This is a genomic window from Nocardia coffeae (assembly GCF_019890715.1).
GTDB lineage: Bacteria > Actinomycetota > Actinomycetes > Mycobacteriales > Mycobacteriaceae > Nocardia > Nocardia jiangxiensis.
On sequence record NZ_JAINZY010000010.1, the window covers coordinates 70,746 to 93,737 of the forward strand.

The following is a 22,992-nucleotide window of genomic DNA, read 5'->3' on the forward strand; positions in this document are numbered from 1 at the left end:
CGATGAATGGATTCGGCATGAAGATGAGTTCAGCGAACCCTTCGGGGTGGTCTTTCGAACGCAAAGGCACCGAATGGGTCACCGACCAGGAGCGGCGGGGCACGCCGCGCGCGCTGTTCTGGCCGTGGGCGGGTACCAGTTGCAATGTCCTGCTGGTGTCGTTCGGACCGTACGTCACCGCGCTCGGTCTCGACTGGCAGCTCGCGGCACTGGCGGCGGCGGTGGGCGCGGTGTTGTCCTTCCTGCTGCTGGCCCTGGTGTCCTTGGCCGGGCAGCAGGGCGGCGCGGCGACGATGGTGGCGGGCCGAGCGGCATTCGGGTTCCACGGCAACAAGATCCCCACCCTGATCAGTTATGTGGCACTGGTCGGCTGGGAGACCTTTTCCGCCGTCCTGGCGACCCTCGCGGCGCGGACGGTGGCTCGGCGGCTCGATCCGAACATGTCCACCACGCCGCTGATGGTGGCCATCCTCGTGACGGTCATCCTCGCCAGTGCGGTGGTCGGAATGTACGGCTGTCACGTGATCCTGCGGATCCAGAAGTGGTTCGCGCTGACATTCACCGCGCTGACCGTCGTCTACATGGTGCTGACGCTGCCGAACATCTCGTTCGAGACGCATGGTCGAGCCGGCGTGGGCGCGTTCGCGGGCGGGGTCCTGCTGATCGCCAGTCTGCTCGGCCTGAGCTGGGTCAACACCGCGGCCGACTACACCCGGTACCTGCCACGCGAATCCGGCAAGCGGGCACTCGTCGGCTGGACCACCTTCGGAGGCACCGCACCCGCCGTCGTGTTGATGGGATTCGGAACACTGCTCGCCTCCGGTGACCCGAAGATCGCGGCCATGGCCGAAACCGATCCGATCGCCGCACTGTCGACCCATCTGCCGACCTGGTTTCTCGTGCCGTACCTGATCCTGGCACTGGTCGGCTTCGTCTCGGGCTCCATCATCGGCCTGTACTCCTCGGGGCTGGCCTTGCAGACCCTGGGCGTGCGGATACCCCGGCACTACACCGTCTTGATCGATGCCGCCGTGATCGCCGGCGCGGGCGGCTACGTCGTCTTCGCCGCGCCCGGCTTCTTCGCGCCGTTCCAGGCGTTCCTGACCACCACCGCAGTGGTGATGGCCGCCTGGTCGGGGATCTTCCTGGTCGACCTGTGGCAGCGACGCCGGATCGGATACGACCGCACGGCCCTGTTCAGCCCGGTCGGCAGCTACGGCAAACTGAACCTCGCCGGAATCGGCTGTCTCACTGTCGCGACTGTGATCGGATTCGGCCTGATCACCTCTCCCGACCCGCACATCGGCCCACTGCTCGGCTATCTGTTCACTCCGGCGGCGCGCGCCGGAAGTCTGGGCAACAGCAACCTCGGGATCCTCGTTGCCTTGGTCATCGCCATACCGGGCTATGCGGTCCTGCACCGAGTTCGGCCGCCCGCCCGACCGAATCCGTTCGGACACAACGACAATCAGACCGAAGTGGGCGACGCCCTGGTCCGGAGCTGACCGGATCGGGTGTTCCCGCAGGGCGGCGGTGCGGTGCTCGCCGGGTGCGGATACGGCCGGGGGAGACAGGAGATACCGTTGAGACTCCTCCGGCTCGGGGAGAAAGGAACAGCTGCATGTCCGTGCACAAGACCGCGATCGTCGGTGGGGGCATCATCGGTCTGGCCGTGGCACGCGAGATCGTCCGCAGGGCTCCCGACGCCGAGGTCACCGTTTTCGAGAAGGAGACGGCGGTGGGCACGCATCAGACCGGTCACAACAGTGGGGTGGTCCACGCGGGTCTGTACTACGAGCCGGGGAGTCTCAAGGCCGCGCTGTGTCGTCGCGGGGTCGGACTCCTGGAGGAATTCGCACACCGCCACGACATCCGGTACGACAAGTGCGGGAAACTCGTGGTCGCTCAGAGCGCCGAGGAGCAGGTGCGGCTGGGGGGCATCCACGAACGCGCTGTGGCCAACGGTGTTCCAGGGATCCGGATGATCCCGGGGGAGGAAATCCGGGACATCGAACCGAACGCACGCGGCCTGGCGGCGCTGCATTCACCCGAGACGGCCATCGTGGATTACCCGGCGGTGGCGCGGGCCCTTGCCGCCGAGATCGAGACGGCCGGCGGTACCGTCCGGCTCGGTCGCCGGGTGACCCGGATTCAGGAGCGCTCCGGTGAGGTTCTGCTGCACAGCGACGGCTCAGCGGAATCGTTCGATCTCGTGATCGCTTGTGCCGGACTGCAATCGGACCGATTGGCGGTGTCCTCCGGTGAGGCCGCGTATCCGCGGATCGTGCCCTTCTACGGCGACTATTTCGTGCTCGACGCCGCGAAGACGGATCTGGTGAACGGGCTGATCTATCCGGTTCCCGACCCGAAGTACCCGTTCCTGGGCGTACACCTCACCCGCACCGTGCACGACACCATCGTGCTGGGCCCCAACGCGTTCCTGTCCTTCGGTCGCGAGGCCTACCGCCGTGGCCGGATATCGTTCCCGGACACCTTGAGCGCCATCGGATTTCCCGGATTCTGGCGATTCGCGGCGAACAACGTCCCCGCCGCGATCCGCGAGACGCGCACCGCGTTCAGCACCCGATCCTTCGTGGAACAGGCCCGCGCCTACGTCCCGGCCATCACGACCTCGGATGTGCACCGCGGCCCGCGAGGAGTCCGGGCCCAGGCGATGAACCGCGACGGCAGCCTCGAGGACGATTTCGCCATCAGCGGCACCGCCCGAACCGTGCACGTGCGCAACGCCCCGTCGCCCGGCGCCACCTCCGCGCTGGCCATCGCCGAACACATCGTGCGAGAAGCGTTCGGCCGCTTGGATATTCCGATCCAGCGGTAGGTCGTGGCCGGACGCCGAACTCGGATCTGGACCACGACGGTCTTCGTGGCCGTTGATATCTAGCTGACACTGTACGGGTGCCTGTTGTGCGGCATCGTCTCGCCGGCCGACCGCTGATCGCAGTGCGTAGCGGACATACCGCTCCGGCTCGGGCACATCGAGGTCAGCCATGCGCTGGGGGTGTGCACCGGCCGCCGGGCATTCATCGGGGCTTGGTGAACACCGCTGAACGGAAGTGCACGAGTGGGGTTTCGGGCGTTCGGTCGAAGATTCCGTTGAGCGGAAATCGGGGACGCCTACGCAAGTGCGCCTGATCACACTGATCGGGCTGTCGTCGATGTGGACGACATTGCGCGCCGGCGACGGCACAGCGATCGAAGGAGATCTATTCGTGAACAGGCATACCTACTTCAGATTGGAACGCATTTCCGCGTGGTTCGGATTCCTGCTCCTGGTCGGGTTCGTCATCGCCTTCGCCCTCGCGGGCATCCTGACGCCGATGGACCCGAATCTGGCTCCGGATCAGGTGCGTGACTTCATCATTCAGCACAAGGGCGGAATTCTGGCCGCGACGAGCATCATGGTGCTGGCCGTACCGTTCGAGTATCCGTATGTCGTTGTCACGAGCTTGCAAATGCGTCGGATCGAGGGCGGATGGGGAATTCTTTCCATGATCCAGCTCCTGACCGGTGTGGTGGCCCCGATCGGCTTCTTCTTCCCGATGGCCGTGCTGTCGGCCGCGGCGTTCCACCCGGAGCGGCATTCGGTCGACATGCTCTCCACGATGAACGATCTGTTCTGGCTGATGTTCGTGGGTGACGCCTGCATCTTCGTGCTGCAGGTCTGGTCGATCGGTTATGCCGCGCTGATCGATAGGCGCGGGAAGGGTGAGCAGGGCGCGAAGGGCGCGAAGCCGGTGTTCCCGCGCTGGTATGGCTGGCTGAGCATTGTGCTGGGCGTTCTGCTGATCCCGGGGGCGTTCGTATTCATGTTCAAGTCGGGCCCGCTCGCGTGGAATGGATTGCTCGCGAACACCATTCCGACGCTGGTGTACTTCGTGTGGAAGATCGCCACGCCGATTCTGCTGCTGAAGGCGGTCAAGAACGAGGAGAAGGAACTGGCCGAAGGCACCGCGACGGTCGAGCCGATCGCACTCGTCGCGGCCTGAGACTTACGGACCACCGGCGAATGCGATCCTCACTCCTGCACGGATCCGGCGCTCGAAGACGCTGAAATCGAGAGCACGTGCAGATTCTCGAAAGGACTCGACGATGAGTGCTGTTGCTCATCCGAGCGAACCGACCGGCGGCGCCGGCACGTGGACACCACGCCTGGTTCTCTCCCTCACCTCGATCGTGTTGCTGCTGGAAATGCTGACGGTCGGCTACATCATGGTTTCGGTGGCGTTGCCGCAGATCGAGACACATTTTCAGACGACGCAAGGCGCCTGGATGCTCACCTCGTACCTGCTGGTCGGCGCGGTCGCCACTCCGCTGCTCGGCAAGCTGGCGGACATGTACGGCAAGCGGAAGATCCTGCTGATCTGCATCGGGTTGTCGGCGGTGGGTTCGGCCGTCACCGCGGCCGCGCCGACGTACGGGGTCATGGTGGCAGGCCGGGCGCTGGCCGGTGCGCTGACGCCCTGCGTGTTCATTGCCTATTCGCTGATCCGAGATGTCTTCCCGCCCAGAACGATCGCACTGTCGGTCAGTATCGTCACCACCGGCCTCGGGCTGTTCGCGATTCCCGCGCCGTTCCTGACCGGTTGGTGCCTGGACAATTTCGGCTTCCGCGGCATCTTCTGGTTCTTCGCGATCGCGACCGCGGTCTTCGGGCTGCTGATCCTGCTCACCACCGACGAGTCCACCCTGCGGTTGCGGTCGCGGATGGATTTCCTCGGCGCGGCACTGCTGGGTCTGGGCATCGCGGGAGTACTGGTGGCCGTGAGCTTCGGTCCTACCTGGGGGTGGACGAACGGTTCGACGCTGGCTTGGTTGCTGGGCGGTATCGCGTTCATCGTCGGTTGGTTGGTGTCGGCCCGGATGGTGCGTGAGCCGCTGCTGGACCCGAATGTTCTGCGGCAGCGCTCGATCGTTATGATCACCGTATCCGCCTCCGCCGCATACGGTCTCAGTACTGTCTATACCGTCCTCATGCCGATGATGACCATGCCGCCCCGCTCGACCGGACTCGGTTACGGGTTCGGTGTCAGCGCGAAGGCCTATGCGATCTTCCAGGCGCCGCAGGGCGGCATGATCGTGGTCGGTGGCGCACTCGTCGGGGTGCTGGTGGGGCGAAACGTCCGGCCGCGCATATTGATGACGATCGGCATGGTTCTCGTGGTCGCGGGATTTCTGCTCACCTCGCTGCTACACGACGACAAGGCGTTGTTGATCGTGTTCGCCGTAATCACCGGCACCGGTTTGGGATTCGCCTATGCGGCCGTGCCGAACCTGCTGATCGAGTCGGTCCCGCCGCAGCTGCAGGCCAGCACCTCCAGTATCGCCAATACGTTCCAGACCATATCGTCGGCGGCGATGCCGGTGGTGGTGTTCGCCGTGCTGAACAACTCGTATATCGCGCCGATCCCGCGAGCGCTCACGCATGGCGCAACTCTGTACACGGACAACGGATTTCAGGTCGCGTTCCAGATAGGCGCGGTGATCGCGGCGGTCGGGGCCATCGCCGCGGTGCTGCTGCCGCGGAAGATTCAGCAGGTGAAAGCCGCGGCTGTCGGGGGCGTGGCGGGTGAGGATGAGCCCGGTGCCGCATCGGTGGTTCTCGGCCACTGACTCTTCGGATACGGCTCGATAAGTTGACTGAATGAACTACTCGGCGGAGAGTGCTCGATGGCCCGCCGCGTGATCGCGGCGGGCCATCGCCCTGTTACCAGCCCAGAGCCGGGTAGGACAGATCCGTCCGATCCCGGGTCCCGCTCGGTGCCGAATACTCGGTGTCGGGTATCGCTGCGTGCTGTCCCTCGTACAGGATGTCGGCGACATAGATCCGGTGATCGATCGCCCACCGGCCCTCGCGCCGCGACCATCGATCCAGATATCGGCCGCGATGCTGCTGGTCGGTCACCATCCCATCCGCAGGGACGGTCTGCAGCCACACCGCGACAGAGGTTTCGCTGACCGCGGTGCCCGCCTCGAGGTCCACCGTGATCAGGGTGTTGCCCACCAGATGTGAATGGGCTCGGAAGCCCGCGTGGTACGCCCAGACGAAATCCAGAAATCCGGATCCGCTGCCGCGATAGCCGGGACCGTAGTCGGCGGTGCCATCGGAGTGCCAGACCTGTTCGGCCAGAGCGCGATCCATCCGGTCGAGCCCGCGGCTGTAAGAGTGCAGTTGTTCGGTGATCGCCTGTTTGGCGATCAGTTCGGCGACCGCGTCGCTGTGTGCCGGAGTGGTGTTGATCTCCTGTGCCGCATCGGATTTCGGTGCCGTCATCACTTTCCTCCATTCACGATGTCGAGCACCGCGAGGTAGGCGAATGCCAGCGAGGAGCCGATCGGCGTGCCGGCCCCCGGGTACACCCCGCCCGACATCGCGGCCATCGTGTTACCGGTGGCGTAGAGCCCCTCGATCGGCCGACCGTCCTCGCGCAGAACTCTCGCGTTCTCGTCGGTGCGCAGTCCGCCCTTCGTGCCGATGTCGGACAGCACGATGGTGGCGACGTAGAACGGTCCCTGCTCGATCGGTTGCACGAGCGGATTGGGCCATTCGCCGGTGATCGGCACCAGGTAGTTCAGCGTCGTGCCCGACTCCGGGGTGCCCGGCACGGCGGAGAACCCGACCACATGCTGGTACATCTGGTCCCACGGCGTTTCGCCGCGATGGAATTGTTCGTCCACCCCGCCGGGGGCGTAACTGTTGAATTCCCTGACGGTTTCGCGCAGATTCGCCACCGGTGCGCCGATGATCTCGGCCAGTTCCTCGAGCGTGTCGGCCTTGCGCAGCGCACCCGAATCGAACCATTCCGGTCGCACCGGCGCGGCCGGGTCGCCGCCGAAGCTGTCCCGGTCGAGTTGCCGCTGATCGAGAATCCAATGGACGCGGGAATGTTCGACATCGGTGCTGGTGTGCGCCCGGCGCATATCGTGTCCGGCGCGGTCGTAGGGCTCGATCTCGTTCATGAATCGCCGGCCCTCGCCGTTGACCCAGATTCCGCCGCGCAGACCGGCGAAGAAGACCGGCCGCCCGTCGGGCTGGATCAGGCCGGGGACATGCCACGCCTCGTCGAGCAGTTCGGTGGCCGCACCGACCGCGATTCCGGCCAGCAGCGCATCACCGGTGTTCTCCGGTGCGCCGTGCGACCATTCGTCGGCCGGAGGTACCACACCGTACTTCTCCCGCAGCTCGGCATTGTGCTCGAAGCCGCCCGCGGCCAGCAGTACCCCGCGCCGGGCGCGAATCGTCACCGGTTCGCCCTTGCTCACCGCCTGCACTCCGATGATCCGGTCGTTCTCTACCAGCAGGCCGGTCAGTGCGGTGTCGAGGCGGTAGAAACCGTTGCCGGTCTCCACGAATGCCTTGACGGCACGGCCGATCAGGGCGCGGCCTCCACGCAGGGCCGGGCCTTCCGGCTCACCCCAGCGTTCCTCGGGGATGGAGCGCCGCACCAGTGGGCCGAGTTCGCCGAGGTCGGAGATCGCGACATCGGGTGGGAAAATCGTGTGTCCCGCGGGGGAGAAGCCGGGATGGCCGGCGAAGTATTCCGGCACCGGTGCGTACACGAACGATTGGAACCACGGATTCTGTTCGAGTTCGTCGATCAGTTGAGCCCCTGCTCGCAGATAGGCATCCTGACGCGAGGCTCGCGAGTCGTCCGCGACGATGCTGCGCAGGTAGGCCCGGGAGCCGTCGACGCCGTCGGTGATACCGGCCCGTTCCAGCGGAGCGCTGCCCGGAAACCAAATTCCTGCGCCGGAATACGAGGTCGTGCCGCCGAACAAGCTCGTCTTCTCGATGAGGAGAGTTCGAAGGCCCCGGGAGGCGGCCACATAGGCGCCGACCAGGCCACCGCCTCCGGATCCGACGACCACGATGTCGAAGGCTTCCTCGTCAGTGGACATAGCTATCTCCTTGCTGTCTTGTCTCAGAACCACTCGGCACCGGGCCAAGTCGACGAAAAGCCCTCGGCCGCACCGCAGTTCGAGCGGCTGCTCGCCCCGCGCCGTGCGATGAGTGACCTGGGTCATGGCAGAGTGGCGGCCCACAGTGTGATGGGTACGCCCGTTCGGTCGGCGCCCGATTTCCGCTGAGCGAGACGAACGTGCCGCCGCTCCGAAGGTCCACGCCTCGCAGGTGCTGCCGGAGTCCCGCTGTCCCACCGGTGGCGTCAGAGCACACCGGTAGCCACCAACTTCGCCGAGAAAGGATATCGACACGGACGGTGACCGAAAGCCTGCCGGAAAGCCACCTCGCCGCCGAGCCGGCCGAGGAGCTGGGCATGGTCAATCGGGTTGTCGCCAGGCCGAACTCGCCGACACTGTCGACCAACTCGCCCGCAATATCGCGCTGACCCCGCTGTCGATCCTTCGCTACACCAACCGAGCGATCACCCGCGCGTACGACGCGATGGGGCTGACCAGTGCGGTCGAATCCAACCTCGATATCGCGGCGGTGTTGAACTCCGCGCACACCCCCGAACGCGAAGAGCTCACGAAATTGGCTGCTGCACAGGGCCTCGGCGCGGCCCTCGCATGGCGCGGAGCGATACGGCGCTGTGGAGGGCTGGTATCCGTCGAGGGCGCTCGGTGCAGGCTGTCCGCGGTGGATTTCCCGGTTGGAGCGCGGATGTGGCATCGACACTGCGGTCTCGATTCCATGATCGATTTCGCTCACCACGGAGCGGGAGATCCGTTGCGCCGGAAACAGAATCCTGATCAGCTTCGGGCAGTTGCTGACCACGATTTCGAAACGGAGCCGTTCCCGTGCCGATCCACCGCCTCAACCATGCCGTCCTGTTCGTGTCCGATGTAGAGCGCTCGACGGCGTTCTACCGCGATGTTCTCGGATTTCGGTTGATCGGTGCGATTCCCGGCGGAGTCTTTCTGCAGGCGGCGGGGTCGTCCAATGACCACGACCTGGGTCTGTTCCAGACCGCGGAGCCCCCGCCCGGTGCATCTCGCACCGGGCGGGTCGGGCTGTATCACCTTGCTTGGGAGGTGGACACCCTGCGTGAGCTGGAACGGCTCGAAATCGTGCTGCGATCGGCCGATGCGTTGACCGGAGCCGCGAATCATGCGGTCACCAAATCGCTCTACGGGATGGACCCCGATGGCATCGAGTTCGAAGTGTGCTGGCTGGTTCCCGATGCCGCGGTCGAAACGGAACTCGGGAACATGACGGCGCCGTCGATGCCGCTGGATCTTGCCGCCGAGACCGACCGGTATGGTGCGGACACGCTCGGCGGTCCCCGGCGTCCGGCCGCGCAACACCGTCTCACGGAGTCGGAGCCGGATGCCAGGAGTATTGATTAGACGACCTATAGTGTTGCAGCACAGTCATTTCCGGTGCTCAGATCTGGACCACGACGGTCTTCGTGGCGGTGTAGGAGTCGAGTGCTTCGACGCCCTTCTCGCGGCCGTATCCGGATTTGCGGAACCCGCCGAAGGGCAATTCGACGCCGCCGCCCGCGCCGTAGGTGTTGATGTACACCTGACCGGCCTCCAACTCGGCCGCCAGGCGGTGGGCGCGGGACAGATCGGCGGTCCAGACCGCTCCGAGCAGTGCGTAATCGGTGCTGTTGGCCAGGGCGATCGCCTCCTGTTCGTCGGCGAATGGCATGACGGTCAGGACCGGGCCGAAGATCTCCTCCTGGGCGATCGGTGAACTCGGATCGACGCCATCGATGAGGGTCGGCGCGAAGTACGCGCCGTTCGTGATTCCGTGCGGCTCGGCGACCCGTCCGCCGTAGATGATCTGCTGGGGCGCAACGGATTCGACATATCCCTGAACCCGCTCCTGCTGTTTGCGCGAGACCAGCGGGCCCAGATCGTTGTCCTGCACGGCGGGACCGATCGACACGCCTTCGAAGCGAGTCACCAGACGGCTCAGCAGCTCCTGGTGAACGCTCTCGTGCACCAGGACGCGGGAGCCCGCCGAACAGGTCTGCCCGGCGTTCTGCAGGATCGCCGAGGCCACGACCTGGGCCGCCTTGTCGAGATCGGCGTCGTCGAAGACGAGCTGCGCCGATTTTCCGCCGAGTTCCAGCACCACCGGCGACACCCGCTCGGCGGCCGCGGCCGCGACGATGCTGCCGACCCGCGTCGAACCGACGAATCCGAGATGGTCCACGCCTGGATGATTGGCCAGCGCGTCACCGGCTTCGGGCCCCAGACCGGTGACGACGTTGACCACACCGGGCGGAAACCCGGCCTCGATCGCCAACGCGGCCACGAACACCGCGGATCGCGGCGTCTCGTCGGCAGGTTTGACCACCGCGCAGTTACCGGTCGCGATCGCGGGCGCGACACCGCGGGCGAACAGTTGCAGCGGATAGTTCCAGGCGACGATGTGGCCGGTCACCCCGTGCGGCTCGCGCCGGGTGTACACGTGCAGATCGGGCCGCAGCGGAATCGCCAGGCCGTAGTAGGACTCGATGGCCTGGCCGTAGAACCGGAAGTATCGTGCGCAGACGCGAACGTCGTTTCGCGCCTGGGACAACGGTTTTCCGGAGTCCTCGCTCTCCAGCCGGGCCAGCGCCTCGAGATTGCGGAGGATCAGGGAACTCAGTTCGCACAGCAACTGCGCCCGATGCTCGGGGGTGGTGCGTCGCCAGGTCGGGAAGGCGTCCCGGGCGGCCTGGACCGCCGCATCGATCTCCGCCGCGCCGCCACGCGCGATATCGCCGAGCGGCTCGCCGGTCGAGGGATCGATGTTCGGGTACCAGGCGCTCGACTCGCGCGAGGCGCCGTCGATGAACGACAGGGTGGGTGCTGCGGTGTGATTCGAGGTGTGCGACTTCGTCATCGGAGGACTCCTTGATTTCCTGCGGAGATGGATGGGGGTGGGCATATGCCATGCTTGTGTGACGGAACAGCGCAGTGGGGCGCTGCATTCGGACGCGAGGATGGACTGTGGGCAAGCGGGCACGCTCCGATTCGGTCGGGGTCGTCGACCTGGCTCGTGAGCTGGGCGTCTCGACGGCCACGGTGTCGCGCGCGCTCAACGGCAGCCCGGCCGTGCGCCCCGAGCAGGCCGAGCGCATCAGAGCCCACGCCGCGGCCCGCGGGTATGTCCCGAATCGGCTGGCGAAAGGTCTGTCGGCGTCCAGGAGCCGGGCGTTCGTCGGCTTCGTCGTCCCATACGTCGACACACCCGCGTACTCCACGGTGGCGGCGGAGTGCGCTCGCTTGCTGTCCACCGACGGCACGCAGATGATCCTGACCATCACCGAGAACGATCCCGAGCGCGAGCTGCGCCAGTTGCGCGAGATGACAGCGAGCCGCGTTGCGGGGCTGATTATTTCGCCGAGCGCGGGGATCCTCGAGGAGTCCCTGACCATACTCGGGGCGATGCCGGTCGTCGAACTGCACCGCGCCTGCGGGATCCGCGCGCCGGGTGTGTTCAGCGACGACGAACAGGCGCTGATCGATGCCGTGGCGCACCTCGCCGAGCTCGGGCACAGCGAGATCGCCTACGTGGGCACGCCGCGCGAGCTCTCGCACGGCGCGATCCGGCTGGGGGCGGTGCGGCGGGGGATGGAGCTGGCCGGGCTGGATCCGGATCGGATGCCGATCCGGCTGCTCGAGCCGACCAAGGAGAACGGTCGGGTGGCGACCGCCGAACTGTTGGCGATGCCGAATCGGCCGACCGCACTGCTGGTCGGCGGCGGGGCGTTGTCGGTGGGGGCGGCAGAGGTCGTGCGCGCGAGTGGATTTCGCGTCCCGGACGAGCTCTCGTTGATCGTGTACGGCGATCCGGAGTGGTTCGCGTTGAGCAATCCGTCGCTGACGACGCTCCGGGTGTCCTATGCGGAGCTGGCGCGCACGGCCGCGCGTCTGCTCTCGGAGGCTCTGGACGCCCGGGAATCCGGTGTGGAGGTTGCCGCTGAACGGCATCTGATCACGCCGGAGTTCCGCTTGGGCGGTTCCACCGCGCCACCGAGCGGCCATCACCCGCGGCTTCCTTGACTTCATTAAGTTCACTGTTCTCTCGGGTAACGCCACTGTAGGTCAGATTACTCGCGCTATTGACGGTACTTGCGATCTAATGGTCTACTCAATTCCGATGTAATCGTTTACATTGGCTCTGCGGCTCGTGGCCGTGGTCGAGCGACCACCCGCGGTTCCGCACGACCTGTCTATGGAGAGGAAGGCCGCTATGTCCGAAGGCCCGCTGTCGGGACTCAGGGTGATCGATGCGGCCACCCTCGCCGCGGGGCCGCTCGTGGCCACTTGGCTGGCCGAGTTCGGCGCCGAGGTGATCAAGGTCGAGCAGCCCGAGGGCGGAGATCCGCTGCGCCAGTGGGGAACGCAGAAAGACGGCATCGGGCTCATGTGGAAAAGCCTGGGGCGCAACAAGAAATCGATCACCCTCGATCTGCGCCACGAGGCGGGCCGGGACATCTTGCGCGCCCTGGCGCGCGAAGCCGACGTCCTGGTGCTGAATCTGCGCCCCTCCACCCTCGATCGCTGGGGGCTGAACTACGCGCGGATGAAGGCGGAGAACCCGCGTCTGGTGCTGCTGCACGTCACCGGATTCGGCGCAGGCGGTCCGAAGAGCGACCGGCCCGGATTCGGCACCCTGGGCGAGGCGATGAGCGGATTCGCCCATCTCACCGGACATCCCGACGGCCCGCCGACGCTGCCGTCGTTCATGCTCGCCGACGGCGTCGCGGCGCTGACCGCGACCTATGCGGTGATGATGGCGCTGTATCACCGGGACGTGCACGGTGCGGACGGTCAGCTCATCGATATCAACCTGATCGAACCCCTGGCCCGGCTGATCGAGCAGCCGGTGCTGACCTTCGATCAAACCGGTTCCGTGCCGACGAGAACCGGCAATCGCTGGGATATCAGCGCACCGCGCAACACCTACCGGACCAAGGACGGGCACTGGCTGGCGATGTCCGGCAGCGCGCCGACCATCGCGATGCGCGCCCTGCGGGCGGTCGGGCGTGCGGATCTGACCACCGATCCGCGGTTCGCCGAGGCACAGCAGCGGCTGGCCAATGCAGCGCAGGTCGACAAGATAATGGCGGACTGGATCGCCGAGCGCACCCTCGACGAGGCCATGACGGTCTTCGAGGAGGCCGAGGTGGCCGCCGCCCCGGTCTACGACGCGCCACAGCTGCTGGCCGATCCGCAGATGCGGGCCCGCGGCGTCTACACCTCGCATCCAGATCCGGAACTCGGGTCGATGACGGTGCAGGGCCCGGTACCCCGCTTCTCCGATACCGCCGGTTCGATCGACCACCTCGGTCCGCGGCTGGGCGAGCACAACGAGGAGATCTATCGCGATCTGCTCGGCCTCGACGCGGACCGTTATCAGCGGTTGCAGCACGACGGAATTATCTGAAACCCATTTTATAGCAACCATATCCGGTTCACAACAATCGAAAGGAATATGTACTCATGACCGTTCGGGCTCGCCGGTCGGAACTGGCCACTCCCGCAAGCAACGACTGGATGTTCACCACGGCGATCGAATCCGGGGCGGATCTGGTGTTCCTGGATCTGGAGGATGCGACCCTCCCGTCCGAGCGCGAGGCGGCGCGCGGCAAAGTGATCACCGCTCTGCGTGAACTCGACTGGGGCACAACGGTTCGCGCGATCCGGATGAACGGCATCGACACCCACTGGGCCTACGGCGACGTCATCGAGGTCGTCACCGGTGCGCGCGAGGCACTGGACATCATCATCGTGCCGAAGGTCCGTTCGGCCCGTGACGTGTGGTGGGTCGACGTGCTGCTCACCCAGCTCGAGGAGCAGCTCGGGTTGAGCAAGCGGATCGGGCTCGAGGTGCTCATCGAGGAGACCGAGGGATTGCAGAACGTCGACGAGATCGCCCGTGCGAGTGACCGTTTGGAGGCGATCATCTTCGGCGCCGGTGACTTCTCGGCCTCGCAGGGCGCTCGCGTGGACACCAATTTCGATCCGCTGATCGACTTTCCGGGCGACTTCTGGGGGTACGCGCGGGCGCGGGTCGTGGTCGCGGCGCGCGCGGCCGGTGTCGACGCGATCGACGCACCGTTCCCCAACTACCGCGATCCGCAGGCGTATGGCGTCGCCGCCGATCGGGCCGGGGCGATGGGGTACGCGGGCAAGTGGGCCATTCACCCGAGCCAGGTCGAGATCGCCAACACGGCGTTCAGCCCCACGGCCGAGGAGATCGCGCACGCGCGCAAGGTCGTCGCGGCCTACCACGCGGCCGAAACCTCCGGCCGCGGCGCCAGCGCCCTGGACGGAATGCTCGTGGACGCAGCGCATCTGCGGCACGCCGACAACATCACCCGCAGGGCCGACCTGTTCGGACTCTGACCGAAAGGAATCTCATGACCACATCCGAGCCGCAGCGGCAGATGACCCTGGTCGGCTTCATGCAGGCCGGTAACGTGACCGTCTACTCGGGGTCCTGGCGGTATCCGTCCGCGGATCTGTCCTTCCTGGAACTCGAGTACTACCTGAGGGTCGCGCGAACCCTGGAACAGGGCAAGTTCGACCTCGTCTTCTTCGACGACCGCCTGGCGATGCCCGGCGTCTACGGCGATTCGGTCGCCGAGGCCGTGCGGTACGGCGCGCGTCCGATCAAACTCGATCTGACCGCCATCCTCGGCGGAATCATCGGTGCCACAAGCAGAATCGGCGTGGGAGCGACCTATTCGACCACCTACTACTCGCCGTTCCACGTGGCTCGCACCTTCGCCACACTCGACCACCTCTCCGGCGGCCGGGCCGCGTGGAACGTGGTCACCTCCGTCAACGACTCCGAGGCGCAGAACTTCGGCGTGAACCAGCACCTCGCGCACGACGAGCGGTACGACCGGGCCGAGGAGTTTCTCGAGGCGGTCAGCGCGCTGTGGGACTCCTGGGAGGACGACGCGCTGACCATGGACCAGGACACGGGCCTGTTCGCCGACCCGGACAAGGTGCACGAGGTCGACCATCACGGCAAGTGGTTCGATGTGCGCGGGCCGCTGACCGTGCCGCGCACACCGCAGGGCAGGCCGACATTGCTGCAGGCCGGGCAGTCCGGGCGCGGGCGCGAATTCGCCGCGCAGTGGGCCGATCTGCTGTTCACCGCGGCGCCCGGAATCGATGTCGCACAACAGCATTACCGCGAGCAGCGGGCGCAGATCGCAGCCGCCGGGCGGGATCCCGCGGAGGTGAAGATCCTGCCGATGGCCTACGTGGTGGTGGGGGAGACCGAGACCATCGCCGCGGAGAAGGAACAGCTGTTCCTGCACCGGTACGTGCACCCGATGGCATCGCTGACCCTGCTGTCGGAGGTGCTGAACTACGACTTCTCCGGGCACGACCTCGACGACGTCATCACCCCGGACATCATCGACTCCAGTTCCGGCATCCGCGGGCTGGCCGTGAGCGTGCGCCGTCATCTCGGCCGGGAGGACATCACGCTGCGGGATCTCGCGGCACATCGCGCGACCCTGTTGCAGGGTCCGCGTTTCGTCGGCACCGCCGAGCAGGTCGCGGATCAGATGCAGGAGTGGTTCCTCGGCGAGGCATGCGACGGATTCGTCGTGGCCGCAACGCATCTGCCCGGCGCGTTCGAGGATTTCGTCCGGCTGGTGGTGCCGGTGCTACAGCAGCGCGGGCTGTTCCGGACCGAGTACGAGGGCAGAACTCTGCGTGATCATCTCGGTCTGCCCCGGGCGCAGGTACGTGAACGGGCCCAGACACAGCACTGAGCGCCTGAAACCGGCCGAGGCGTCAACGAGCACACAAGTCATTCCTCTGTGCGTGCGTCGGCGGTCGTGCCGAAATGTGGCCGCCGCCAGGGGGTTCAGAGCGCTCGGTCGGTGGCCGAGGGCCCGGGGCCGCCGATGATCACCCCGGCGGCATCCTCCACCGGTTTCACCACCGAGGTGAAATCGGACTCCGGACCTTCACGCTCGACAGTCGTTTCCCACAGCCGCGCAACGGCATCGGCCACTCCCGTCGGCAGCTCCATCGCCCGAGCCTCCTGCAGATAGAGCCGGATGTCCTTGACCATCAGACCGGTGGCGAAGCCGAAATCGAAGGTCCGGGGCAGGACCGCTCGGGGGAACTTGTCACGGCTGGCGTGCGTCGCGCCGGAACCGGCATTGAGTACATCCAGGATGACCTGTGGATCCAGACCGGCCTTCACGCCCGTCACCATGACCTCTGCGGTCGCGGCGAGCGTCGCGGCGGCCATGAGGTTGTTGAGCAGCTTCATCGTCTGTGCCGCACCGGGTTCCGCGCTCACGAAAATCGGCCGGCCGAGTGCCTCGAGCAGCGGTGCGACGGTGTCGAACGCCTCGCGCGGGCCGGACACCATGATGGCCAGCGTTCCGTTGGCCGCACCGCCGACCCCGCCGCTGACCGGGGCATCGAGCGCGGCGATGTCATGTGCGGCGAGCTGCTGCCGATTATGTTGCGCGACTGTGCTTCCCACCGTCGACAGATCGACGAACCGGCGAATTCGCGTACCCCCGAGGACGCCGGTGGCCACCTCCGTGGAGGCCTGCAACGAGGGCAGGCTCGCCAGCACCGTATCCGCCCGGTCGGCCACGTCTCGCGGCGAGGATGCGGCTGTCGCACCGAATGTGGTTGCCGCGTCGAGGATCTCGCTGCGGGTGTCGTAGACCACCAGGTCGTTGCCCGCGTCGGCGAGTCGCCGGGCCATCGGAAAACCCATATTGCCCAGGCCGATGAAACCGACGGTCATATCCTCACGCATCCTGGTCGTACTCGGTGAACGCCTGCCGGGCGATGCGGAAGCTGTCCACGGCCGCCGGAACACCGGCATAGACCGCGACCTGCATGAAGATCTCCCGGATCTCCTCGCGCGTCACGCCGTTGGTCAGCGCGCCTCCCACGTGGGTACGCAATTCGTGGGGGCGGTTGAGCGTGGCGATCATCGCGAGGTTGAGCATGCTGCGAATCTTCGGCGGCAGACCTTCGCGACTCCACACCGCGCCCCAGCAGTACTCGGTGACCAGGTCCTGGAAGGGAGCGGAGAACTCGTCGGCGTTACCCGCGGCCGCGGCGACGTAGGCTTCGCCGAGCACCGCGGTCCGCATCGCGCGGCCCTTCTCGTAAGTCTGTGGATCCATTGCTCACTCCGTTCACGGTGCGACCACCACGGTCTCGACCATACCTCCTGTCGATAATAAGGGTACTCAATTCGAGTGCTGGAGGCTGCCTGTGTCGGACAGGCAGAATGCGCCCCTCCCGTGAGGTGAATGTCTGTCCCGCAACGGATCTGCGGTGGCATCGGCGTTTCGGCCCCGATCCGCGGCTCAGGCGTGGTCGGCCGATCGGCGTCGGTGATGGCTCGCCGACGTCCGGCCGCTGCCCGCACGGCGGGGGCCGGAGGAGTCGTGCCCGGCGGCCAGCGCATCGAAGCCCGCGTCGAGCAGGCTCGTCAGGTCGAGAGTTCCGTCGGAGTCGGCCCAGCGTTCGACGGCGATGGTCAGGCAGCCGACCGCCGCGGCGGCCTTGACCGCCATCTCGAGCGGCACCTCGTCCGGTGTCAGACCCGCGCGCTCGGCCAGAGCCGCGGTGAGGGCCGGACGCCAGCTGTGCTGGGTTTCCAGATGCCTGCCGAACAGTTCGGGGGTTTTCAGGATGAGCTGGGTGAAGGCGAGCGCACCGGCCGGATCCTGCAGGTAGAAGTCGGCGACTCCGTCCAGCGCGCGGCGCAGCGCGGTCCAGTCGTCCTCCTCGGCGGGGCGGGCGCGCAGTGTCTCGGCGAAATGCGCGGCGTGCGAGTCGAAGGCGCTCAGCACCGCTTCCTCCTTGCTACCGAAGTAGCGCAGCAGCGTACTGCGGGACACTCCGGCCGCGGTGGCCATGTCGTCCACGGTGACGTTCTGGAATCCGCGGTCCCGGGTGATCTCGAAGGCGGCCTGGGCCAGGGCCGCGCGTACCGCGGCACGGGCGACGAGTCTCGAACGGGGGGTTCCGATCATGAGCCTGAAGCTACCATTCGCAATCCCGTTTCATAATTGAGTGTCAGGATCTATTCTGACACTGAGTCTCATTCATGAGTTCGAGTCCGAAGAAGCACAACCAGGAGTACGTCGTGGCGGAGTATTTCGTCGTGTCCGGCGACACGCACATCATCGAGCCGGTGGATCTGTTCAAGACCAGATTGCCGAAGAGTATGCGGAACCGAGCGCTGTGGGAGGAGGAATTCACCCTCGACGAGCCGATCGTGGCGGGCGGGCACACCGAGTTCAAGAAGCTGCACACCATCGGTTTCGACGGCTGGACCATCTCCAAGTACCGGCAGACCGGTGGCCGGACGCCGGACGGCGATCCGGACAACATCATCCGCGATATGGATCTCGACGGCGTCGACGCCTCGGTGATGTTCCCGAATCTGTCGCTGTTCGTGCTGTTCACCGACGATCACGAACTGTCCATGGCGCATGCGCGGGTGTGGAACGACTACGTCGTCGAACGCTATCTGCCGTACCGGGACCGCATGTGCCCCACCGCCGCGATCCCGCTCACCGACGTTCCGGACGCGGTCGCCGAGATCGAGCGGGTCGCGCGGCTGGGAATCAGGGCGATCCTGCTGCCGGAGACTCCGCCGATGCCGTACTGGTCGCGTGACTACGACCCGATCTGGGCTGCGGCGCAGGCCAACGGCCTGGCGGTGTTCTTCCACGTCGCGACGGGCGGGGTATACGTCAAGGAGCAGGTCTCGGAAACCGCCACCACCGTGCGCGGCCTGATGACCGCGATGAATATGGGCAAGGGCCAGCTCACCGACGATATGGTCGCCGGACGGACGATGGGCGGCGGCAATACCGCCTCGGCCAGTCCGCAGCTGATCATCGCCTCGCTGATCGGCGGCGGGGTGTGCGAGCGGTTTCCCGATCTGCACTTCAATCTCACCGAATTCGGTGCGGGATGGCTGGTTTCGTTCGTCGGCATGATGGACAAGTCCTGGCGCACGGGCATCGGCCAGGACGCGGACTGGTGGCTCGGCTTCTGGGACGATTCGCGCCCGGCGAACGATCAGCCCGCCATGGGACGCCTGTTCGCCGTCAACGGCCGCTGGCCCTATCCGCTGAAGCCCAGCGAATACCTGCAACGGCAGATCCACGTGCAGTTCGCCGACGATCCGGTCGCGGTGCAGGCCCGGCACATCACCGGCATGTCGACGATCATGTGGGGCAACGACTATCCGCACGCCGAGGGCACCTTCCGCGGCAGCCGGGACTGCATCGAGTTCAACTTCCGCGGCGTCCCCGACGACGAGCGCGCGATCATCCTGGGCAGCACCCTGGCCGACGTGGTCGGCTTCGACAAGAGCGTGAAGAAGGCTCCGGTGCATGCCTGAGCAGCAGCACGTTCGCGCGGCCCCGGGGAGAAAACACCCGGGGCCGCGCTCATGTCCCGCTCAGCGGAAACCCGGCGCGGACGTTTCGGCCTCGTCGCCGGGGTGCTCGAGTTTCCGCTCAGTGGAAGGTCGCCGGGGCCCTCGTTCGGCCGCAAGCTGTGATGTGGCTTACGTTCCGCCACTCACCGTCGCGGAGCGTATTCCGCTCGAAAGGACATCGGCAATGGACAACGTTGTCACACAAGGCGATTCACCCGGTAGAGACGAAGGCTGGACGCCGCGGCTGATCGTCTCCCTGGTCTCGATGATGCTGCTGCTGGAAGTGCTGGCGGTCAGCTACGCCATGGTCTCCATGGCGATCCCATCGATCTCGGCGCATTTCCGCACGGCGCAGGGCGCCTGGCTGATCACCGCGTTCCTTCTGGTCGGCGCGATCACCGGGCCGATTCTGGGCAAGCTCGCCGACGTCTACGGCAAGCGCAAGGTGCTGCTGGGCAGTGTGGCCGTTTCCGTTGTCGGTTCGCTCATCTCGGCGGTCGCGCCGAGCTTCGGCCTGCTGATCTTCGGCCGGTGCCTGACGGGGTTCCTGGGCTCGGCGGTATTCCTGAGCTATTCGCTGATCCGGGACATCTTCCCGCGCAAGACCGTCGCGCTGGCGGTCAGCCTGTGTACCAGCGGGATGGGGCTGATCGCCATCGCCGCACCATTCCTCGGCGGCTGGCTGATCGACTCCTACGGCTTCCGGAGCATGTTCTGGTTCTTCACGGTCGCGCTGGCGGTCTTCTGCGTCATGATCATGCTCAGCACTCCCGAATCCCCCGTCCGCCTGCGGTCCAGGATCGACTGGCTGGGCGCGGTACTGCTGGGCGCGGGCATCGCCGCGGTTCTGGTCGCGATCAGTTTCGGGCCGACCTGGGGCTGGGTGAACGGGTCGACGCTCGCCTATCTCATCGGCGGAGTCGTGCTGCTGGCGTTCTGGCTGGTGTCCGCGATGAAGGTCGCCGAACCGCTGATCGACCTGAACGTATTGCGACGTCGTCCGGTGTTCCTGACCGCGATCGCCTCCTCGTTCTGCTACGGCGGCAGCGCGCTGCTCACCGTCGTGGTGCCGATGGTGGTCATGACACCCGCGATGCTGCACCTGGGCTACGGATTCGGCGTCGACGCCAAGGGATTCGCGATCTTCCAGACGCCCAACAGCATCACGGTGGTACTCGCCGGCGTAATCACCGGACTCCTGATCGGTCGCCGCAACATCCGCCCGCGCGTGCTGCTGGCCTCCGGATTGACCATCCTCGCCGTGGGTTTCGCACTCATCGCGGTGAAGCACGACAGCAAGGTGCTGCTGATGGTGTTCATGGGTGTCGCGGGTATCGGTATCGGCCTGGGGTATTCGTCGATTCCGAACATTCTCATCGAGGCGGTTCCGCCGCAGTTGCAGGCCACCACCTCGAGCGTCGTGAACGCGATCCAGAGCATCATCTCCTCGGTGGTGACGCTGGTGGTATTCACCGTGCTGAACAACTCCTTCCGCGCGCCGTTCCCGCCGGAGATGACGCACGGCGCGACCTTCTACACGAACGAGGGTTACCGGGTGGCCTTCCTGATCGGCACAGTCGGCGCGCTGATCGGCGCCCTGGCCGCCATAGGCCTGCCGCGCCGGATCGAGCGGTTCGCCGCACCTGCCGGTGCTGAAGGCGATGAGGACGTACCGGTGCTCGCGCACTGATCGCCGCCGATGGTCATCGGTGCCGGGGCCGGAATACGGCGGGCTGTCCCGGCGCCGAGACCTCGCCGCGCATCTGCGGCATCTCGATGTGTCGGGATGCCTCGGCAGCAGGTGAACAGCGCTGAACGCGAACATGATTCGCTGTTCGGGCTTAGATGGTCGGAAAAGCCGAACGGTCCCGGACCTGAGAGGTCCGGGACCGTTCGACGTACCGTGTGATCAGGCGCTGTGGCTCTCGCTCACTGCTCGGCTCCGGTGATGTCGAGCACCGCTCGGTAGGAGAAGACGAGGCTGGAACCGATCGGCGTGCCCGCGCCCGGATAGACCCGCCCGGACATCGCGGCCATCGTGTTGCCGGATGCGTAGAGACCGGGGATGTGCTCGCCGTTCTCCCGCAGTACGCGGGCGTTCTCATCGGTCTGGAGGCCGCCCTTGGTGCCGATGTCGGAGAGCACGATCGTGGCCGCGTAGTAGGGCGCGGTGTCCAGCAGGGGGAGCAGCGGATTGGGGGCGTCGGTGTTCGGGCCGGTGACGTAGTTCATCGGCTGTCCCGCGGGGAATCCGACGACGTGCACGTGGATTCCGTCCCAGGCGCCCTCACCGCGATGGAACTTCTCGTCCACGCCCTTGGCCGCGGCATCGTTGTACTCCGCGACGGTCTTACGCAGATTCTCGATCGGAACGTCGATGATCTCGGCGAGTTCCGCCAGCGTGGACGCCTTGCGCAGCGCACCGGATTCGAACCACTCGGGCCGCGGCGGCAGGGACGGGTCGCCGCCGAAGCTGTCCCGGTCGAGTTGTCGCTGATCGAACACCCAGTGTGCGGGGATGTGCGGGATGCCGGTGGCCTTGTGCAGACGCAACATCTCGTGCCCGGCCTGGTCGTAGGGCATCGCTTCGTTCATGAACCGCTCGCCGGCGCCGTTGACCCAGAATCCGCCGCGCACGCCGGTGTGGAAGATGGGCTGGCCGTTGGGCTGGACCAGGCCGGGGATGAACCACGCCTCGTCGAGCAGATCGGTGGCCGCGCCGATCGCGACGGCCGCCTGCAACACGTCGCCGGTGTTGCCGGGCGAGCCGTTGGACCAGTCGCCGTTGTAGGGCGCCACACCGTACTTCTCGCGCAGTTCGCGATTGCGTTCGAAACCTCCGGCGGCCAGGATCACCCCGCGCGAGGCACGAATACTCAGCTGCTCGCCGTTGCGTACGGCCTCGACGCCGACCACCCGGCCGTCCTCGACGATCAACCCCTGCACCGCGGTCTCGAGCAGGTAGGAACCGTTGCCGGTGTTCAGGAATGCGCGCAGCGCGCGGGCGATCAGGGCGCGTCCGCCGACCAGTACCGGATTGCGTTCCCGGCCATGACGTTCGACGGGAATGTTGTCCCGGACCAGCGCGGCGAGCTCACCGAGTTCGGCAGCCGGGATCTCGACGGGGAAGATGGTGCGGCCCTCGGCCGTCGCGCCGGGACGTCCCTTGAAATAGTCGGGCACCGGACCGTATTCGAAGGGCCCGAACGACGGGTTCTGCTCGAGTTCGTCGATCAGTTGCGGCGCGGTGGCCAGATAGGCGTCCTGGCGCGCCTCGCGCGACGGGTCCGCGACAATATCGCGCAGGTAGGTCCGCGCGGGCTCGACATCATCGGACACCCCGGCCCGGCGCAACGGCGCACTGCCCGGAAACCACAGTCCCGCACCGGAATACGCGACGGTTCCACCGAAGCGATCGGTCTTCTCGATGACGAGCGTGCGCAGACCGCGGGACGCGGCGGTATACGCACCGACCAGCCCTCCTCCAGATCCGACGACGATGACGTCGTAGGTTTCCTCGACAGCGGACATGACCATCTCCTTCGATTTTCATGGCTCGGATTCGGGACCGTGGATTGGAACCGCACGGTGAACTGCGTCGGCAG

General features: G+C 66.2%; 19 protein-coding genes. 12 read left to right on the forward strand and 7 right to left on the reverse strand.

Annotated elements, in window-relative coordinates:
* Nucleotides 1–17: 17 nt before the first annotated feature.
* The 4 genes from K7711_RS30795 (at nt 18) to K7711_RS30810 (ending at nt 5,631) form a co-directional block, all read left to right on the forward strand.
* On the forward strand, nt 18–1,505 hold the full coding sequence (locus K7711_RS30795; RefSeq protein WP_222973404.1) for a purine-cytosine permease family protein: 1,488 nt from the start codon (nt 18–20) through the stop codon (nt 1,503–1,505).
* A gap of 116 nt (nt 1,506–1,621) precedes the next feature.
* A complete protein-coding gene (gene lhgD, locus K7711_RS30800) occupies nt 1,622–2,839 on the forward strand; it encodes an L-2-hydroxyglutarate dehydrogenase (RefSeq protein ID WP_222973406.1) in 1,218 nt (405 codons plus the stop codon).
* A gap of 391 nt (nt 2,840–3,230) precedes the next feature.
* A complete protein-coding gene (locus K7711_RS30805; protein ID WP_222973408.1) occupies nt 3,231–4,007 on the forward strand; it encodes a hypothetical protein in 777 nt (258 codons plus the stop codon).
* Between the two features lie 103 nt (nt 4,008–4,110).
* Complete coding sequence (locus K7711_RS30810) at nt 4,111–5,631, forward strand: MFS transporter (protein WP_222973410.1); 1,521 nt, start codon at nt 4,111–4,113, stop codon at nt 5,629–5,631.
* A gap of 94 nt (nt 5,632–5,725) precedes the next feature.
* On the opposite strand, the gene K7711_RS30815 is transcribed toward K7711_RS30810, so the two are convergent.
* Nucleotides 5,726–6,292, reverse strand: a complete 567-nt coding sequence (locus tag K7711_RS30815; RefSeq protein ID WP_222973412.1) for a nuclear transport factor 2 family protein — start codon at nt 6,290–6,292, stop codon at nt 5,726–5,728.
* Nucleotides 6,292–7,917 (reverse strand): FAD-dependent oxidoreductase, encoded by a 1,626-nt coding sequence (locus tag K7711_RS30820; protein WP_222973413.1) that lies wholly within the window; start codon nt 7,915–7,917, stop codon nt 6,292–6,294. The genes K7711_RS30815 and K7711_RS30820 overlap by 1 nt, the downstream gene beginning before the upstream one ends.
* A 320-nt stretch (nt 7,918–8,237) precedes the next feature.
* Here K7711_RS30820 and K7711_RS48595 point away from each other — a divergent pair, with 320 nt between their 5' ends.
* Nucleotides 8,238–8,366, forward strand: a complete 129-nt coding sequence (locus K7711_RS48595; RefSeq protein WP_268929517.1) for a hypothetical protein — start codon at nt 8,238–8,240, stop codon at nt 8,364–8,366.
* Between the two features lie 412 nt (nt 8,367–8,778).
* Nucleotides 8,779–9,327: a VOC family protein gene (locus tag K7711_RS30830; RefSeq protein WP_222973415.1), complete on the forward strand. Its 549-nt coding sequence runs from the start codon at nt 8,779–8,781 to the stop codon at nt 9,325–9,327.
* Nucleotides 9,328–9,364: 37 nt separating this feature from the next.
* Here K7711_RS30830 and K7711_RS30835 read toward each other — a convergent pair whose 3' ends face one another.
* Nucleotides 9,365–10,819 carry an aldehyde dehydrogenase family protein gene (locus tag K7711_RS30835; protein ID WP_222973417.1) on the reverse strand — a complete coding sequence of 485 codons (1,455 nt, stop codon included), beginning with the start codon at nt 10,817–10,819 and terminating at the stop codon, nt 9,365–9,367.
* Nucleotides 10,820–10,926: 107 nt separating this feature from the next.
* Between K7711_RS30835 and K7711_RS30840 the strand changes: the two genes are divergently transcribed.
* The 4 genes from K7711_RS30840 to K7711_RS30855 all read left to right on the forward strand — a co-directional run bounded on the left by K7711_RS30840 (nt 10,927) and on the right by K7711_RS30855 (nt 15,719).
* A complete protein-coding gene (locus K7711_RS30840; protein WP_222973419.1) occupies nt 10,927–11,982 on the forward strand; it encodes a LacI family DNA-binding transcriptional regulator in 1,056 nt (351 codons plus the stop codon).
* Between the two features lie 190 nt (nt 11,983–12,172).
* Entirely contained in the window at nt 12,173–13,369 is a 1,197-nt protein-coding gene (locus tag K7711_RS30845; RefSeq protein ID WP_222973421.1) for a CaiB/BaiF CoA transferase family protein, read from the forward strand.
* A 56-nt stretch (nt 13,370–13,425) separates the two neighbouring features.
* Nucleotides 13,426–14,331 (forward strand): HpcH/HpaI aldolase/citrate lyase family protein, encoded by a 906-nt coding sequence (locus K7711_RS30850; protein WP_222973423.1) that lies wholly within the window; start codon nt 13,426–13,428, stop codon nt 14,329–14,331.
* 14 nt (nt 14,332–14,345) lie between these two features.
* Nucleotides 14,346–15,719 (forward strand): LLM class flavin-dependent oxidoreductase, encoded by a 1,374-nt coding sequence (locus K7711_RS30855; protein ID WP_222973425.1) that lies wholly within the window; start codon nt 14,346–14,348, stop codon nt 15,717–15,719.
* A 95-nt stretch (nt 15,720–15,814) separates the two neighbouring features.
* Here the strand turns inward: K7711_RS30855 and K7711_RS30860 are convergent, their stop codons facing one another.
* From K7711_RS30860 to K7711_RS30870, 3 genes are all read right to left on the reverse strand, one after another.
* On the reverse strand, nt 15,815–16,720 hold the full coding sequence (locus K7711_RS30860; RefSeq protein ID WP_222973427.1) for an NAD(P)-dependent oxidoreductase: 906 nt from the start codon (nt 16,718–16,720) through the stop codon (nt 15,815–15,817).
* Between the two features lie 4 nt (nt 16,721–16,724).
* Complete coding sequence (locus K7711_RS30865) at nt 16,725–17,108, reverse strand: carboxymuconolactone decarboxylase family protein (protein WP_222973440.1); 384 nt, start codon at nt 17,106–17,108, stop codon at nt 16,725–16,727.
* Nucleotides 17,109–17,294: 186 nt separating this feature from the next.
* Entirely contained in the window at nt 17,295–17,966 is a 672-nt protein-coding gene (locus K7711_RS30870) for an acyl-CoA-like ligand-binding transcription factor (protein WP_222973441.1), read from the reverse strand.
* 74 nt (nt 17,967–18,040) lie between these two features.
* Between K7711_RS30870 and K7711_RS30875 the strand changes: the two genes are divergently transcribed.
* On the forward strand, nt 18,041–19,348 hold the full coding sequence (locus K7711_RS30875) for an amidohydrolase family protein (RefSeq protein WP_222973443.1): 1,308 nt from the start codon (nt 18,041–18,043) through the stop codon (nt 19,346–19,348).
* A 223-nt stretch (nt 19,349–19,571) separates the two neighbouring features.
* Complete coding sequence (locus tag K7711_RS30880; RefSeq protein ID WP_222973444.1) at nt 19,572–21,077, forward strand: MFS transporter; 1,506 nt, start codon at nt 19,572–19,574, stop codon at nt 21,075–21,077.
* A 239-nt stretch (nt 21,078–21,316) separates the two neighbouring features.
* On the opposite strand, the gene K7711_RS30885 is transcribed toward K7711_RS30880, so the two are convergent.
* The gene (locus K7711_RS30885; RefSeq protein ID WP_222973446.1) at nt 21,317–22,918 is read right to left on the reverse strand and encodes an FAD-dependent oxidoreductase; all 1,602 of its coding nucleotides are present in this window, start codon (nt 22,916–22,918) and stop codon (nt 21,317–21,319) included.
* Between the last annotated feature and the right edge of the window lie 74 nt (nt 22,919–22,992).

Excerpts from the sequence above, each read along its gene's own strand:
- K7711_RS30795 (WP_222973404.1), top strand. The coding sequence starts at position 18 with ATGAAGATGAGTTCAGCGAACCCTTCGGGGTGGTCTTTCGAACGCAAA.
- lhgD (WP_222973406.1), top strand. The coding sequence starts at position 1,622 with ATGTCCGTGCACAAGACCGCGATCGTCGGTGGGGGCATCATCGGTCTG.
- K7711_RS30810 (WP_222973410.1), top strand. The coding sequence starts at position 4,111 with ATGAGTGCTGTTGCTCATCCGAGCGAACCGACCGGCGGCGCCGGCACG.
- K7711_RS30815 (WP_222973412.1), bottom strand. The coding sequence starts at position 6,292 with ATGACGGCACCGAAATCCGATGCGGCACAGGAGATCAACACCACTCCG.
- K7711_RS30820 (WP_222973413.1), bottom strand. The coding sequence starts at position 7,917 with ATGTCCACTGACGAGGAAGCCTTCGACATCGTGGTCGTCGGATCCGGA.
- K7711_RS30835 (WP_222973417.1), bottom strand. The coding sequence starts at position 10,819 with ATGACGAAGTCGCACACCTCGAATCACACCGCAGCACCCACCCTGTCG.
- K7711_RS30845 (WP_222973421.1), top strand. The coding sequence starts at position 12,173 with ATGTCCGAAGGCCCGCTGTCGGGACTCAGGGTGATCGATGCGGCCACC.
- K7711_RS30850 (WP_222973423.1), top strand. The coding sequence starts at position 13,426 with ATGACCGTTCGGGCTCGCCGGTCGGAACTGGCCACTCCCGCAAGCAAC.
- K7711_RS30855 (WP_222973425.1), top strand. The coding sequence starts at position 14,346 with ATGACCACATCCGAGCCGCAGCGGCAGATGACCCTGGTCGGCTTCATG.
- K7711_RS30860 (WP_222973427.1), bottom strand. The coding sequence starts at position 16,720 with ATGACCGTCGGTTTCATCGGCCTGGGCAATATGGGTTTTCCGATGGCC.
- K7711_RS30865 (WP_222973440.1), bottom strand. The coding sequence starts at position 17,108 with ATGGATCCACAGACTTACGAGAAGGGCCGCGCGATGCGGACCGCGGTG.
- K7711_RS30870 (WP_222973441.1), bottom strand. The coding sequence starts at position 17,966 with ATGATCGGAACCCCCCGTTCGAGACTCGTCGCCCGTGCCGCGGTACGC.
- K7711_RS30875 (WP_222973443.1), top strand. The coding sequence starts at position 18,041 with ATGAGTTCGAGTCCGAAGAAGCACAACCAGGAGTACGTCGTGGCGGAG.
- K7711_RS30880 (WP_222973444.1), top strand. The coding sequence starts at position 19,572 with ATGGACAACGTTGTCACACAAGGCGATTCACCCGGTAGAGACGAAGGC.
- K7711_RS30885 (WP_222973446.1), bottom strand. The coding sequence starts at position 22,918 with ATGTCCGCTGTCGAGGAAACCTACGACGTCATCGTCGTCGGATCTGGA.